Annotated in this window: 15 protein-coding genes; 9 read left to right on the top strand and 6 right to left on the bottom strand. The window is 52.7% G+C overall.

What is annotated here, in order from left to right:
* The 7 genes from EN925_RS03850 to EN925_RS03820 form a co-directional block, all read left to right on the top strand.
* Positions 1-506: hypothetical protein (locus tag EN925_RS03850; protein ID WP_348630315.1), on the top strand; the 506-nt coding region annotated here is incomplete at its 5' end.
* A gap of 1 nt (position 507) precedes the next feature.
* The gene (locus EN925_RS03845; protein ID WP_128336349.1) at positions 508-1,737 is read left to right on the top strand and encodes a hypothetical protein; all 1,230 of its coding nucleotides are present in this window, start codon (positions 508-510) and stop codon (positions 1,735-1,737) included.
* Between the two features lie 251 nt (positions 1,738-1,988).
* Entirely contained in the window at positions 1,989-2,990 is a 1,002-nt protein-coding gene (locus EN925_RS03840; protein WP_024503098.1) for a hypothetical protein, read from the top strand.
* Entirely contained in the window at positions 2,980-4,107 is a 1,128-nt protein-coding gene (locus EN925_RS03835; RefSeq protein WP_127368063.1) for a hypothetical protein, read from the top strand. The genes EN925_RS03840 and EN925_RS03835 overlap by 11 nt, the downstream gene beginning before the upstream one ends.
* Entirely contained in the window at positions 4,104-4,781 is a 678-nt protein-coding gene (locus EN925_RS03830; RefSeq protein ID WP_024503100.1) for a hypothetical protein, read from the top strand. Before EN925_RS03835 ends, EN925_RS03830 begins: the two co-directional genes overlap by 4 nt.
* Positions 4,782-5,008: 227 nt before the next feature.
* Positions 5,009-5,569 (top strand): recombinase family protein, encoded by a 561-nt coding sequence (locus EN925_RS03825; protein WP_127368083.1) that lies wholly within the window; start codon positions 5,009-5,011, stop codon positions 5,567-5,569.
* Between the two features lie 270 nt (positions 5,570-5,839).
* Positions 5,840-7,261 carry a recombinase family protein gene (locus tag EN925_RS03820; RefSeq protein ID WP_127368082.1) on the top strand — a complete coding sequence of 474 codons (1,422 nt, stop codon included), beginning with the start codon at positions 5,840-5,842 and terminating at the stop codon, positions 7,259-7,261.
* 3 nt (positions 7,262-7,264) lie between these two features.
* Here the strand turns inward: EN925_RS03820 and EN925_RS03815 are convergent, their stop codons facing one another.
* The 4 genes from EN925_RS03815 to EN925_RS03795 form a co-directional block, all read right to left on the bottom strand.
* The gene (locus EN925_RS03815) at positions 7,265-7,546 is read right to left on the bottom strand and encodes a helix-turn-helix transcriptional regulator (protein WP_127368081.1); all 282 of its coding nucleotides are present in this window, start codon (positions 7,544-7,546) and stop codon (positions 7,265-7,267) included.
* 198 nt (positions 7,547-7,744) lie between these two features.
* Positions 7,745-9,565, bottom strand: a complete 1,821-nt coding sequence (locus tag EN925_RS03810) for a DUF262 domain-containing protein (RefSeq protein ID WP_127368080.1) — start codon at positions 9,563-9,565, stop codon at positions 7,745-7,747.
* Positions 9,566-10,360: 795 nt separating this feature from the next.
* Entirely contained in the window at positions 10,361-10,642 is a 282-nt protein-coding gene (locus EN925_RS03800; protein WP_127368078.1) for a hypothetical protein, read from the bottom strand.
* Positions 10,643-10,654: 12 nt separating this feature from the next.
* Positions 10,655-11,134 carry a MucR family transcriptional regulator gene (locus tag EN925_RS03795; protein ID WP_127368077.1) on the bottom strand — a complete coding sequence of 160 codons (480 nt, stop codon included), beginning with the start codon at positions 11,132-11,134 and terminating at the stop codon, positions 10,655-10,657.
* Positions 11,135-11,302: 168 nt separating this feature from the next.
* Between EN925_RS03795 and EN925_RS03790 the strand changes: the two genes are divergently transcribed.
* Both EN925_RS03790 and EN925_RS03785 read left to right on the top strand, forming a co-directional pair.
* Entirely contained in the window at positions 11,303-11,677 is a 375-nt protein-coding gene (locus EN925_RS03790) for a DUF6232 family protein (protein WP_127368076.1), read from the top strand.
* Positions 11,678-12,549: 872 nt separating this feature from the next.
* Positions 12,550-13,656 (top strand): HEPN domain-containing protein, encoded by a 1,107-nt coding sequence (locus tag EN925_RS03785; protein WP_127368075.1) that lies wholly within the window; start codon positions 12,550-12,552, stop codon positions 13,654-13,656.
* Between the two features lie 22 nt (positions 13,657-13,678).
* Here the strand turns inward: EN925_RS03785 and EN925_RS03780 are convergent, their stop codons facing one another.
* Both EN925_RS03780 and EN925_RS03775 read right to left on the bottom strand, forming a co-directional pair.
* Entirely contained in the window at positions 13,679-15,277 is a 1,599-nt protein-coding gene (locus tag EN925_RS03780; RefSeq protein ID WP_164753407.1) for a DUF4339 domain-containing protein, read from the bottom strand.
* Positions 15,274-15,701 (bottom strand): hypothetical protein (locus EN925_RS03775; RefSeq protein WP_245487205.1); only part of this gene is annotated, 428 nt, incomplete at its 5' end. The genes EN925_RS03780 and EN925_RS03775, both read right to left, overlap by 4 nt.

Genomic DNA, 15,701 nt, shown 5'->3' with positions numbered 1-15,701 from the left:
ACTTTGGAGTATCATTGGGGACGACTATGAAGTTTTTCAGGTACGTATCTGCAGTCTTGGCCATCGCTATCTCCGCTTCAGCAGGATGGGCCGATGACCACGATCCCATCTACTACGGAAGTCGGGCCGGTATGCAGCTTACCACAGTGTCGACGGAAGGCATCGGCACGGCAAACGCCAAGATTCACGTACGGCACACGCCCAAGGATGCCAAAGCCTTCTGTGTCCAATATAACTCGGACTACTCGATGGCTTGCGTCAAGCAGACAATGGCTTTGGTCAAAATCGACGATTATGTGACCGGTAATTGCGTCAAACGGACTTGGTTGGATCTATCGAACGAAAAGTTCGCGTTCCTCGGCCCCGCCAAGAAGTCAGACGAAATGATCGCCGATTACGCTATAAAGCGCGTCAAAACTGGCGAGATTCTCGACGGCACAACGGCTTCGGGATACTGGGTCGAGCTCGGCATTTTCCAGCACCTCTGTCCCGGAATTGCGAAGTAACATGCGTTGGAGGCTTTGCGCGTCGCTTTCGCTCGGCATCTTTCTCGGTCTAGCCGGGATGGTGCAAGCTGCCGAGGTGAGGTTTGTCGGGAAGGTCGAGCACAAAGGAAGTGAGGCGGTAGGTTTTCGACTTGAAGGCGAGATCAATGATACTGACTCCGCTAGCGTCAAGGTCGCATTGGCGAAAGCCGGGATCTCAAATGATGGCGAGGTCTGGCCAAGAATTGTCGTCGAACTCAACAGCTCGGGTGGATCTTATCAGGCTGGGCTCGACTTAGCGCTGCTCTTCCGCAGGTTAGGGCTGGCGACAGTTGTCAAATCTGGAGACCATTGTTTTTCCGCCTGTGCGCTGGCTTTCCTTGGCGGCACTCAGCGGGCAACGGATCCGACACCAGCCCCCGAGGATGGACCTATCCCGGACCAGCTTCCGGATCGTTCAATCGCACGTGACGCCTTGCTTGGTTTCCACGCTCCGTATCTCGCCCTGAGCGGGTCTTCATACACTGCTGACAACGTCTCAGAGGCGTATACCGCTGCTGTCTTGGGAATTTCGCGGTTTATAGCCACTGCCGACCATTTGTATGTGTCTACCGCCGAATTGCCGAAACTTCTCAAACCGACACGAGATGACCTCTATATGGCGGACAACGTTGATGCGGTCAGATTTCTAGGAATCGACTACATCGACTATGCCCTGCAGATTCGCGACCTTAAGGGCATTACACCATCGATGATCCTGAACGCCTGCGTAAATCGATACTACCATCTCCGAGGGCGAAGCAGCCTCGCCGGGTACGGAATGGCAGCCTCTGTCAGAGAAGAATTTGTCGAAGGCTCGAAACTCCTTGAGAATGGTGAGGAGAAGGAGGTCTTCGGCGTCCGGCGCATCAAGTACGGCGAGCGTTCAACAAATGTGGTGTTCACACCGATAGCGAAAACCGACGATGGTAGAAGTTTTGTCTGGTGCCTGTTTGGTCCCGTCGGATCTGATGCCACAACGATCTACAAGCCCGCCGGAACGGTTGAGGAGCTGTTTGCAGAACTGAGGAACGGAAGCGGGCAATGGTGGGAGTTCTCCAGCTCGCAAACAACTATGAAAATTGGTCATACCGACCCGATTGAAACAATGATGCAGGTCCTCGACATGGTACCGCCCGAGACAAAACTAAATGACGTTGGCAAGATTGTGGGGCAGTACCAAGCAGATGAAATGAATATCCCGTCGCCATAAACAGCGGCAAATGATAGCAATCTTTTCAACCTGCAGGGGCCGGTCAATAGGAGCGGGCCAATAACGTTCCGACATTACGTATACCAGATAATTACGAGCCGACCCAACACTTCGACCGAGTAGTCAAAGAGGCCTTTTCCTTTCGGTTGACAGGTGCTCTTTAACGACCACACCCAACAAAGCAGGAAACCTGTAATATTGGCTCGGAGAGTGCTACACAACGGAGATTCGCATGTGGGAGCAGGATAGGCATGGGTGAGACTGCGGGTATAGCGCAAATTGCAGAGATAATTTCCGACCAGATTTTTGCCGAGTTTCTCTGGACAAAAATTGGACCAGTCAACGTTGATTTCAAATGCGATAATTACGAGAGCCACAAGGTAGCTACGCATCCAACCGATGTCGTCTTTTATTACGATGAGCCTTACGACGACGTTACAACCTATGTTCAATGCGATCTCAAGAGCTACGCTGCCGCTTCGATCGGGCGGTCACAAATCGAGAAAGCCATTGTTAGCCTTTCCGCTCAGGTCGCTTGCGCAGAGATAAGCGCCGAGTGGCAAGAGCGATATGTGCACAAGCACAAGGACTTCTCAGTCTCAGGTCTCCTATTCATCTACAATCATGACGGAGGGTACGATCGGACATTTAGTGATAACCTTGAGAAATTGGACTTTGACGACCTACACACTCCCAAGAATGGAAAATTGGTCGTTCTTGGTCCCGCCGAAATTCATTGGCTCAATAATGTCAGCCAAGAAATACTACGAATGAGAGGGAGATCAGGGGCGGCGCGACTACCAGATCGAGGAGCTTGCTCTTTTTTTTACCCGCAGACGGTGCGCCGTGCACAGCTCCGCGGAAAACAGCGATGCGCCGCGTCGTTGGAAATGCTTACCGGCCCGTGGATTATTTTGCAATATGACGGAAACAGCGAGAGAAAAGCGGGGTTGGTGGTGTTTTACAGACCACCCGGTGAAACGGTTGATGAATTCCTCTACCTATTGGATTATATGCGCCAGCATGGATTGTTTGACCTTGAGCGTCAAATATTCATTCGCTCTATAGACAAAGCGGGCACGTCGCTACAAAATTTTCAAAAGGCACGGCTTCATTATATAGAAGCTATGGGCGCGACCGATGAAGGGAAGAATAGCCTATTGGACGTCTTAAATAACATACGATTCGAGCTGATAAACAATGTAATATCGACATTCTCCGAGATCCAGATAGGAATGTCATATGACGGATAAATTGCCTTTTTTGGCAGCTACAGACAAAGATATATTTGACTTGCTCATGTCATCTAAGGGGAGAATGAGCGAAGGTGTGCTACGTGGAATCGCGCTAACCCGAGGAATTATCTATTCTCCCAAAACTGACCGAGAGCGGCTTGCCAGTGATATTTCCATCCTGCCTCATGATTTTGCCTCGTTGACCAAACTGATCGAGAGACGCGAATATCAGAATAGAAACGAGAAGAGGGCTTACGTGGACGTGCCTGTGTCTCTTACTCATGACGAGATTAGTGAAGTCGTGCGAAGTTATAAGGAAGAGTTTGCAGGTGAGGATGAGTTGACCACTCAGCAACGGAGATTGAGAGAAGTCCAGCTGAATGTCGCATACGATGAAATAGACTATTCGAAGACAAGATTAATACAGAGGCAACGAAGAGACGCAAACATCGAGTTTATCTTGGAGAGTGATCGAACTACGATAAGGATGCCTGCAACGGAAAAGGCGAGAGGTGTCGTTGATCGATTGATTAAAAAGATTAGTCAACTTAAGCTTCAGTCTCTTACACCTAAGGATTTGTCACTGGATGGATTGACGGCGGATCAACGGACTACTTTTTTTATGAGTATGCTTCGAAATATTCCCGGATACCAGTTGCAGACGGTCGTTAGCATAAAATGCGCATCGGGCGACGATGACGTCGGCGAAGACCTTGAGATGGATATCGAAGAGAAGGAGCGCGCGGTCGAGAGCGAAATCGTCGGCAAAATAAACAGCGTCGCTCTAAGCGGTATGAACCTCTTGCAGTCTGAGGAATATCAGTCGCTCAAAAAGAATGGGTTTTTCATCACAGCGGTAACTTGGAGGGCGCTTCAAACAGAGAGGCCTAATGATCTCATGCAGTTCGACGTTTCATTTGACGAGCCTCGCCAAGGCAAAGGTTTTAAATTTGGGGTCAGGATCGCTCGGCGACTGACTGACGGAACTCCCACTTCCGACTTCAAACCCCTTGACCCAAATAGGCAGCCCGCGCTTTGGAGTCTGGTGGAGCGCACATCGGCAAACGCACTCGATGAGATTATTGCTTCAGGAGCTCCCGTTCAAGAACCCGCTGAAAGAGTGACAGCGGCATGACCCGGCGTAGATGGCTCCGTGTCCGCTGGCCTTTCGATATGAGAACATTGGCGGAGAGGCTGAGAGCAATACCCTTCACGGCTGCAACACAAAACGGCTTCATTTTGGATCGGGTGCGGCCCAACTCTTTGGAGGGGCGGTTTATCGAGCGCCAAGATATCAGTCAGATTGTGGAGAGTCCCTTAGGAGAGAAAGTTGTTTATGAAAGAACCGAGTTTCGGGGCATTGGCTTCGCGGTTAACCCATCATATTCGGACCTCGAAATCATAAATCCGCCTAGGAGCATGAGTTTATTTTTGTCGCGCCTTGGGGAAGCTTGCAATTTCGAAGTGTCTGTCAGCGAAATTAAGGTAGATGTTATTAGATGGTGCGAGCTTTTCTCGAAGGAGACAAACAGGGACATAAAAATAGTTAGCTGCCAGATGCGAGATATCAAGCTCACTGAAAGTGTTATGGCAACGGCGATTTTAAGAGGTGCCAATGACGTTCGTCTAGCTGCTGATAAATTGACGAATGGCGCTTCATATACGAACGACAAAATAAGAGTTCAGATTGAGGGCTCACCGATTAACACCCTCATCCTTACCAGACAGGGTTCGGCGAGCATTGATAAGAGCGCGTCTGAACCCCTGCTCGAAGCACTGCGGAGATCCCTACGCTATTCATTAGATTGAGAAGGTTTGACAGGCCCATAGGTGACTGAACACCGCTTCAACGAACGGACGCTGTTCGGCCAGCACCGCCCATATGCGCAAGTCAACCACGAGAGACGAGAACATGTCACTTTAGGGTATGCCCTAAAGTGACGTCACGCCATTGCGCAAGGGCGATGTAACATCGGAGTTGACAGCGACTATTTGTGACAAGGTAGCCTCGGGCCTAAACCATGAGGTGACACCACATGAGCCGGATAGGCTACGCCCGCGTTAGTACGATCGATCAGGACCTCGAAACCCAAATTGCCAAGCTGAAGGCTGAAGGGTGCAGCATCGTCCGATCGGAAAAGGTATCGGGGGCCAGCCGCGATGGCCGGGCCGAACTTGCGACGATCATCGACTTTCTCCGACCGGGTGATGAACTTGTCGTAACGCGGCTCGATCGGCTTGGCCGAGACACTCGCGATGTTCTAAACTTGATCCACGAATGCGAGCAGCGAGAGGCGTTTGTAACCGTCTTGGATCCTCACGTTTCGACCCGGGGGGAGATGGGCCACATCGTGCTGACCGTGCTGGGTATGGTCGCTCAGATGGAACGGCGTTTCATCAAGGAGCGCCAGCGCGAGGGAATTGAGAGAGCGAAGACCGTCGGTGCCTACAAAGGGGGCAGACAGCGTCTCGACAGGAACAAGGTGATGGCCCTTCGCGATGACGGCCAGAGCCCGACGCAGATCGCGAAGGTAGTCGGTTGCTCAAGGATGCAGGTTTACCGTATCCTCAATGCTCCTGCGGTGGCAGCGCCATGAAGCCTTCGGGTGCATCGAGGCCGTGCCACGACTAAGGGCTGACGGGTTCGCTGCAGGAAGTACTTACGGTGCTGGCGTCTCCTTCCGCCGTCATCGGCCAGCCGCCATAGGGACGGAGTTGCGCTACCCGACTCCCGGTCAAGCCGCTCGGCTACGGCAAGCACACGTGAATTGACGGCTCAGAACGTTTTGCTCAAGCCCGTTGTGGAGTAATATGCGGGCATCAGCGTCGTCCTGCCGCATTAGATCGGCTCGCGCGGAGGCACTATAGTGACTGAGCTTACAAGCGATCTCCGTGTTCCGGCTGCGCAGTACATTCGCATGTCTACCGACCACCAGCGGTATTCTTTGGAGAACCAGATCGCTGCCATCGCCGAGTATGCCGAAAAACGAGGGTTCGCTGTCGTTGATACCTACGCGGATGCCGGTAAAAGTGGCTTAAGCCTGAAGGGAAGAGACGGCCTGAAGCGGCTGTTGGCTGACGTTGTGACTGGGCAACATGCCTATTCTGCCGTTCTGGTTTTAGACGTCAGCCGATGGGGTCGCTTTCCGGACGCGGATCAATCCGCCCACTACGAATTCCTCTGTCGTAGCGCGGGTGTCGCGGTGGTGTACTGCGCCGAACCCTTTGAAAACGACGGCAGCATGGTCTCGACCATCCTAAAGAACATGAAGCGCGCAATGGCGAGCGAGTTCAGCCGCGAACTGTCTTTCAAGGTCTCAAGGGCACATCGACAGCAAGCCCTCCTTGGTTTCAGTCAAGGAGGCGTCCTGCAATATGGCGTGAGACGCCTCTTGGTGAACAAAGACCGGGAGCCGCTGTTTCTACTTAAGTCCGGCGAGCGAAAGGGGTTGAGTTCCGACCGTGTATTGCTTGTCCCCGGGCCACCGAATGAAATTAGTGTTGTGCAGCGGATATTCGACATGTTCGTGAATCAAAAGAGAAGCATGAGCCGCATTTCAACGAGTCTGAATCAAGAGGGGCTTCCTTCTACGAATGGTCGGGTCTGGAATCACCGGCGGGTCAAAGCCGTGCTCAGCAACGAATTGATGATAGGTTACTACGTCTACAATCGCAGATCCTATTTGCTGAAGGGCAGACCGAACCGGAACCCTCCTGAACAATGGACAAGAGCCCGGGTGATGGACCCGATTGTGGACGTAAGGCAGTTCGAGAAGGCTCAACGGGAACTCCGTTGTAAGCGGGGCTACGGTTATGAGAGACCGCGGATGGTCAAATGCCTCCAGCGCCTGTTCAAAGAAAAGAAGAAGCTTACCGTCTCGATTATCAACGCTTGCCCATATACGCCTGCTGCGGCAGCGTATGTTGCGCACTTTGGAAGCCTAAGAGCCGCCTATGCAGTTGTCGGTTATAAGCAGTGCTCCGCAGGTCCTAAGGCAGATCGACAGTACTCAGACGAAGAGCTTTTGGAGTGCCTTCGTCGACTGCAAACGGCATACGGATATGTCACGGTCGCACATATAAATGCTGACGCTGGGCTACCTAGGTATCAGGCTTTCCTAGACCGATTCGGCACGATGAGGACCGCCTATTCGCAGGCAGGCTTGCCTGCCACCAACTCGGAGCTGATCTCGGCGGGGCTTCTACGGGCAACCCTTCGACGCGAGAAAGATCAACAGGGAAGCTCCGGGCATCGACGCGGTTCTACTAAGAAAGCGAGTCGGAGTTAATCTCTATTTGTCCTCCGTATCGACCTTGTGGTCGAGCTGATCGAAACAGCGGATAAGTTGGTGGAGAGAGAATTTGCCGGTGCGGCCGACAACAATGTCGGAGACGTCGCGCTGTCCAATACCAAGCATCTCAGCCGACTTCGCCTTGGTCAGGCGGCGGCGTTTAATAATGGCGCGAATCTCACGGGCCAGCTCGGCTTTGAGCAGTTCCTCTTCTGGATTGTCAAAACCCAAGTCCGCAAAAACGTTGGCGCTGCTAATGTCGGCGGTGATTTCTCCTTTCATGCCTTTCTGCCGTCCTTCTTGGTCAGGTGACCGGCCGGGGATTGTTTCTTGCCTGCGCATTGGATGACGATAATCATTTTGGTTCCTCAAAGGACGTTGATCGTGGTGAGCTAGGCTTCGCCCGAGATTCTTTGAGAAGCTAACTTTGGCGCTCTGCAACCACCGCAAAGCCCGGTTTGAGTTTACAAACGAACCGTCCTATTTATCAGCGATAGCGAATATACTTAGAACCCTGCCAACGAGGACAGCAGTGCGGTCCTCAATCTGTTTTACGCTCCAACTGTCAGCTGACCCCAGTACATCATTCAGCTTAAGACCATTCTTATAACCGACGGGAAGTCCCTTGCTATCGACCCTGTCTCGCTTTTCTGAAAACCCTTTGTTCCCAAGAGCACTATTAAATCCGGAGATAGTAAGATTTCCAATCCTGTGGGCGTGAGACTGAATTAGCGCCTTTGCCACGGCTGCGTCTCCGCCAGCCATCATATCGACCCAATACGGGGGAACGTTTTGACCTTGTGGGAAAATGTGTTCAATCGACCAAACATACTGTTTGTTATCGACTCTCCATAGATCAACGGTTGTCTCTCTCGTCATTCCCTCCTCTGCGAGAGCGCACAAAACAAAACGAGTAACACCCACGTTCTCTTCGTAAATCGGCCCTTCCAATTTCTCCTCAAAGACCTTGTCGCTAGCTGAAACTGCCAGAAGGTCTTCAATCGCCGCGTCGACCACCCGATCACCTCGGAGAGGGGCCACCTTCTCGATTATCGACATGAATAAGCGGGTCAGATCGCGCGTCGGTGGCGTGTCCGTGAGATTCCTGCGAACAAAGAAGCGCGTTAGAAGACGAGCTATCTTGTCCAAATGCGAAGGCTGGAGTCCCAACTCTGATTGCTTCACAATGAGATACAATAGCAGCAGATGCGATGGCGCACCTTGAATTCGCTCCAGATCTTTCAACGGTTTGTCTAAAACTGAAAGCGCCGAGTTCTGGTTTCTAGAAAGCATTAGCGCATAGGATTCGGCTGCGCTTCGAATCCCTTGGAGCTGTGCGCCTGCGTCTTGATTGATCAACTTCTCGTATATCTGAATCAGGTTAGTACGTGTAGCAACTGGGCCAAGAGGGTCTTTTCTTTTATCTTTGTCGCTTCTAAATGGCCTATTTAAATCGTCCTTGAAGGCATTATAATAATGCCGGAAGAAGCGCTCTTGAACACTGTAATCGTCGCCGAGGTGCGAGAGCAGGGTGCTCCAAACGTCGAAGTAATAATCGACCTTATCGCTCGATGTAGCCTCCGCTCTGGCTAATAGTTTGTTCTTTATTAAATCAATTGCCGTAAGTGGCATTCCTCGATTGTTTAGCGATTCAAAGAGAGTATAAGCGTCTGCGTGGCTAGCAACCTCAATCTTAACTAAACATGCTTGGCTTACTTTGTCGAGAAGTTCCAAGATCGATACGAGCGGGTCGGCCGAAATATTGGCTGTCTCCTCAATCCGAGTTTGGAAATATCGATACGCGCGAAAAATCTTCCGATTTCCTGCATACGGGGGAGCATCAAAGGGGCTTACGGCACCCAATTCAGACAGAACGGCTCGATAGTCATTTAGGTTAAGGTTTTGAATCTGAGGAATAACGCGGAGTTGGTCAACTCCCTTTTTTAGCACAAGCTTGCGCTTGAGATTGAGCATTTCGATTTTCTGATCGTCGTTTAAAGCCTGCTCGCGAGATTTTAGTGACTGATAGATAGCGGCAAAGAGGAGGGAAAGAGTGGTCAAACGCTGCTGGCCATCTATGACCTCCAACCGCTGCACGTCGAGGCTATCGTTGGTCTGGTTGATACATATGATCGAACCTAGGAAATAACCGCCATCATTCTCCTGTACATCGTCAAATATTGTCTCCCACTGATTTTTCCCCCAAGTGTACTCTCTTTGATACCGGGGAACGGCGTAAACAACCGAGGCCTCTATGTCGAAAAGCTGTGAGATTGGATAATTGTTGACCGACTTTATCATCGCGTTGCCGTTATCCCTGCCATTTTGTCATGTCCCGATCCGTAAAAAAGACTACTCATCTCGATCAGGGTGAGAATTACGAAACGTTTCTAACTGCCTTGCAGCCGTCTGGCTATCGCGTCTCAGCAAATTGTAGCTCCAGGAGGGCTGGCGCAGCGACGGCAGCGTTTTCGCAGCTTGCGACCAAGGCCAGAAGACTTTGAAAGGGCCGACCGCCGGGCAGCGGTATGTTTGATCTTATCCCATCGTCTTCGCTGTGGCTTCAGGCATCGACGCAATCATTTCCTCGAAAGCCGCAAAGAAATTTGACAGGTTTTCGGCGTCACCCGTCACTGTTCACCGCGCCGCTGCATAGCCATTATCTTCATACTTTGGCCTTCCGCCACCCAGCCCACCACGCTTCCCATTGGGAGCAGAACCATCTCTCGCCTCGCGCCGGGTTTATGCGCGTAGCCGAATAATATTCCTGACCGGGCACGTGATAGATGTGCTCACCGCGATCGTTGATGTTTCCCTTGATGTCACAGCCCACTCTGCGCACGGCGACGGAGGTCGTTGACCTGACGGGATAATGAACATTTGGAAGTGAGTGTTGGGTGTCTGTTGCGACATAAGCGAGGGACGCCGTGCCAAGCAGCGCCAGAGAAATAGGGAGGCGAGCGCGCAGAAGCGAACGCCACCAAGGCCTCCGCCGTCTAACCCACGGCCGAACAGAATTGCCCATAGCCATCTCCCCGAGGGGAGAATGCTTCCGTCAGGCGGAAGAGTCTAGAGAGAGAAGAAAGCACTATCGGGCTATTCTGAACTGTCCTCGTCGCTTTCGTCGGGAGGGACTTCATCGTCTGGCGCTGGCTGTTGCTCCTCAACGTAAGCCTGACAACCTTCATTGAAGGATTGGCTATTGCCGTCGCAGTCGTTGGCGTCCGAAATACCATTTCGTTCGGCCCAATCGTATCCTGCTTGGTGGCCTGAACAGCCTGCGGTGCAGTCGTAACCTTCGAATGTTTGCTGCGCCACGGCAGGGTAGGCCGTAAGGCTTAACCACACGATAGCGCCAACGGCGGCTGATCTATTCATCGAGGTTCCGGCCTAAGCCGTCTTCCGCCGCGCGGCAGGCTTCTTGGCTTTGGCTGCAGGTTTTTTTGGGGCACCTTTTGCAGCCGCTTTTCGGCCGAGGCCTGAGGATTTCGCAAGGGCGGACCGCTGAGCAGCATAGTTTGGTGCCACCATCGGATAGTCTCGAGCCAAGCCCCACTTGGACCTGTATTCCTCCGGCGCCAGCCCATAGTGGACATTCAAGTGGCGCTTGAGGGATTTGAACCTCTTTCCGTCCTCCAAGCAAACAATGTAATCTGGGAACACGGATCTCTTGGGGTTCACCGCGGGAATAAGCTCAGGCTCTGTCGGCTTCGAAGGCAGGCCAATTCCCATCAAGGCAGAGTTGACGCTTGCAATCAGATCTGGAAGGCCGATCGCGGGCACTGGGTTGTTCTGCACGTACGCCGCAACAATCTCTGCAGTTAAACCCAACACACCGGCGTTACGAGTTTCTGCTGCAGCATCCGACATCGTTTCATCTCCCAATTGATTGCGTTTTTCGAATAGTCCGGAAAACCCGTCCGCGCAACTGTGACGGAAACGAACTCAGCGCCCGCAAACAACAAGTCACAAAACGCTTGGCAAGAAAGAGAGAATGCTCCACCGTCCAAAAGGGCAGAAAAGCTAGGTGGGGGAAGCATGGAGAAGGTCAACTTCACAAGTGGAGGCATCCACGTCACGGATGCAACCGCTATCTTCGGGAATGTGACTTATCAAATTTCAAGCATTGGAAGTGTGAGCATTAAGCAGGAGGCCGGAGGTTTCGGTGCTGTTTTAATTTTGGTGGCGATTATCTTTTCCATTTATGTTTGGATGAAAGCTGGCCTTCTGTGGGGGGTCCTCATTTTTTTCGGGTTAGGTTTCGCAACTACGATGCTGCCCTCCAAATCGACGCTGGTCTTGCGCACTTCCAGCGGCGACGTCCATGTGCTGTCGTCACATGACAAAGCGCTCGTTTCGCAAGTCAAAGGAGCTATTGAACAGGCTTTCAAGAACCGAGAAAGCTCGCGATAGCCGGTCCAAATTTTCGGTAATGCCAACCTTCCCATAGTTCGGCTAACGGGATCATCAACACGTTTCATGTTCGCAGCGACATTTAGGTAACTTCTATGCCTGCATATTCGGGAAAAGCCCAGCCCTACTTGAATGCCATCGCTGAGAGCGTATTTACCTCTCAACACGTCAGAGATTGGTTGATTAGGGGCACGTCGGCGGAACCAAATTACACCGGCAGTTCCGCCCTCGTAGACGAACAGCGCGCTGTGCGTTGGCGAACGCGGCCTACAATACAGCCTTTCTGGGCCAACTACTGGTGCGGTTTAGATAGTCGATGCACTTGTCGAATTCCCGATAGTAAGGGACTCGAGTCGGATGCCATCTTTTTCTTTCGAAATTCTCTAAACCGCATTCTCGCGGTCCATCTTGAATTCAAGCATTCAGGCGAACGGTTCGGCTACGGCCAGCCCGAGGCGTACCCACTTCGCGCCGCTTGTTTCGCCAAGACGTATCAGACGCGTCAAACCCTGAACGCCCATCATGACTGGACCACAGTCGTCTTTTGCGGCGCTGAGACCGCATCAGATGCGAGGCTTAGAAACTTCGAACGGGTGATCTACCACGCTGAAGCGATCTCCGTTATCGCTGGTTATCCTAAGGGGAGCCGCTGAGGCCTTGCTCAGCGCATTGAGAAGGGAAATATGGGGAAGCCATTCACACCTAAGGAACTGCGTATTCTATTCTCGTGCGCCGAAGACATATTTAAGTCCAAGTCACTTATAGCTCCTAAATCCATAAGCGAGATACCGCGCGACAGAACTCTCGCTAGGGAGCTTAGGATCAGAAAGAATAAGCATCTATACCTCACTGATTTTGGATTTGAGAAATTCATGCAAGTCGTCGAGATGGTATCTCGGCGCGATTATTTCGATGGAAAGGCAGACTATTCGGACATCTGGCGGGCATGGAAAAGCGCCGTACAGGATTGGCTATCTCAAGCTCTTATGCCTGACAATCCTCAAGAGGTCCTCGATGCCATATCTAATCTGGTCACCGGCGAGATACACGAGCATTTCTTCATCGTTCCAATTTTTGGCATAAAACTGGAATCAGAGGACTCATTCAGTCTCGGCCCGATGAGGATACTGCGAAGTCCGATTTCTGTCCTGAAATCGGCGAATGTCTCTTACGAGAAGCACCCGGATCCTTCTATATTGGAGGCTCGGCCCGGCGCTTTGTGGCTCCATGGTTCAGCTTTCGCGACTGAAAGAGTGGCGCGACGATTGTTCTCAGAGCAGACCGTGTTGGTCGTTGGCCTGATTGCAATCGCTGCCGCTGCTACATACGAGAATGGCGCTGCAGGGTTTCGCATCGGTACGGGCATGACTCCAGAGGACGCACCGGGCCGCTCAGTTTGGATGTCTTGGAGCCAAGCCGACAGTCACGTTACCACGCATTTTGGATCTCCAAGAGGACAGCCATTTTCGCTAGATACCGAGTTATCGGACAGGTCTGACGCGATGCGAATGATCGGGCTCGCGGCGACGAACTTACAGAAAGGCAACAAGACAGAGGTCGAGGAAGCAATCGAAAGGGCGATTTACTGGTTCTCAGATGCGCACCGCGACACTCCGCTGACCATGAGAATCGTCAAATATTGGAGCTGCGTCGAAGCCTTTTTCTCTCTTGAAAAGGAGAGGGTATCTCAATCTGTCTCGTCTGGGCTTGCGAGCATACTGACCTACGGTGGGTTTCGTTTCGTTCATTTCTCTGAATACGGGAAGCTGAAGAAGCAAATCAGCGACATGTACGATCTAAGATCGCTTGCAGTCCATCGCGGCGCCCACCAGCACGTCACTGAAAAAGACGTTGCCCGGTTTAGCCAATGGGTGGCTTGGATGATCATAGAAATTTTGCAATTGAGCCATTCTGGCTATGCAACGCTCAATCACCTCAAAAGAGAAGTCGATCGTCTGGACGCCATTAGCCGCACTTGAGTTCCGAGACCCTCGAAGGGTCTCAGTTGAAGTTGGCGTGGGGAACTCGTTCGACTGTCAGCGTCAGGTTGTTGTCCATCTGATGGAGCGAGGCGGTGAAGCGCTCGGACGTAGTCTGCCTGACACCGACATACTCGGTGTACTTGAACTGGTACGCTCCATCACCACGCATTTCCCAATGGCTGGACATGCCGTCCTCAAGCTGGAAGGTATCGACTATTTGTCGCGCGAAATCGTCGATCGACATGCCGCTGGCGATGTCGAAGTAGCACTGATAGAACCGCAGGCGAGCAGCGTGGCCGTCGCGCATCAAGATCTGCCCGCAAGCTTGTTGGTCCTTGACGATAAACAGCATCTGGCCCTGCGGTCCGTTTGGGTTCAAGCCTTTGGCAAGAGCGGAAAACGCTTGCAGGGTGCCAGTCCATTTCGAGCTTAAAGCAAACGAACGATCCACCGATTGCGTAAGCTGGGCTTCTGTCATTCCCAACTGGAGGCCGCGGAAGGTCGATCCGTTCGAAGGGGCGTCCGTGACGGATTCTTCAGCCACGTTTGGGGCAGTTTGTTCGGCATCGTCAAGACTGCTTTCTTCGGCAACCTCAGGAACGGGGTCTTCTCGATCGGCTCGCGCAACTCTGGCGGGACATAGCGCCTTGAACGCCTCAATCGCCACATCATAGTTGGCTCTGTAATCAAGCACTTCGTGCGGAACGACGTCTGGTTGAACTATGTAGGAATAATCGCCATTGGCAGCGCGGCCCTTGAATTGGAAGCCGTTGCCCCATGGACTGGTGAACTTTCCTGTAAAGCAATTTGCTACGATGCTCGCTTGAATTTTGGCGTCGGCCAACTTCTTGCCAACACATGTCTCACCGTCATCCCCGTTGGAATCGATACAGAAGCCCTTCGAGTTCGGGGCTGTGGGATCGAGGGTAATCTCGGCATGGTCCGTATCGATGCCGGACCGGCCTGTGATCGTGACAGTCATCCCGGCGCGTGATCCGTACGACAGGAGATCTCCAGTCTCCGCTGCGTTGGCAACGCTGAGGCTTGGATCTATGGCCAGTTCGGCGATCAGGAAGACCGCCGCGCAGGCGAGCCAGATCCATAGGTATCTGAGCGGTGCGCGTATGACGGCCGATCGACGCCAGAGATAGCCGACTGGGGTCAGCAGCATGAACGGAACGAGTGCCTTGCCCGTCGGGTTTTGCCCAGCGTTCTTGATCGCCTTGGCGTCCTTGTAAGCCAGCCAGAAAACGCCGATCGCTGCCCACAGCGATACGCCGGTGCTGATGGGCGGGGTGTTGGGATGGCCACCGGCGAGCAGGACGATCGTATCGGCAGCGAGGATGATCAGCGGCGAGAACGCGATCCATCTCGCCCATTTATCGACGACAGCGGTCGCGGGAACAGCCGCTTGAACAACACTCAGCGGAGGCGGAGTTACCCTGATTTCCTTTGGGACAATGTCCGTTTCGGAGGCCGCCTTCCACTGGCTGCCGAAAGCATCCGTCCAAACGCGCGTATTTGCCGGAAGCGCCTTACTCGAAAGCATGGCGGTCAGATAGGTTTCTTCGATCGGACCGCGCGGCTGTCCGTTTTCTTCGTAAAACCAGATCGTCATTTCGGGGCCGCTCCCGAAGGCGTGGTCTTGGCCTTTCGAGCGCTTCTCCATGCGAAGTACGCCATCACTGCCAGTATCAGATCTGCAAACGCCCAAATCTTCATATCGGTGAATGCGCTTGCCGCGATGAAGGCAAACAAGCTGCCGACGACGAAAATGATCGCCGAGATCAGCGGCAGGCCGAAGGCGAAGGCGCCGCCGACGAAGAACAGCAAACCGACCAACACGCCGACTGACCCAGCGCCCGCTAGGTCATGGTTGGCCGCGATGCTTCCACCCGTCGCGACCGCGCAGGACTGCAGCATCGAAATCATGCCAAGCAGAATGCCGATAATTCCAACTGCGATTTTCATTTCAATCCCCCTGAAGCTTCGTAACCGGTTGCTTAGAACCTGAAGCAATCCCCACGCCAAATAGGGGACTG

The organism is Mesorhizobium sp. M7A.F.Ca.US.006.04.2.1, assembly GCF_004022915.1.
Classification (GTDB): Bacteria; Pseudomonadota; Alphaproteobacteria; order Rhizobiales; family Rhizobiaceae; genus Mesorhizobium; species Mesorhizobium ciceri.
This window is presented reverse-complemented; position numbering and strand designations above follow the sequence as displayed.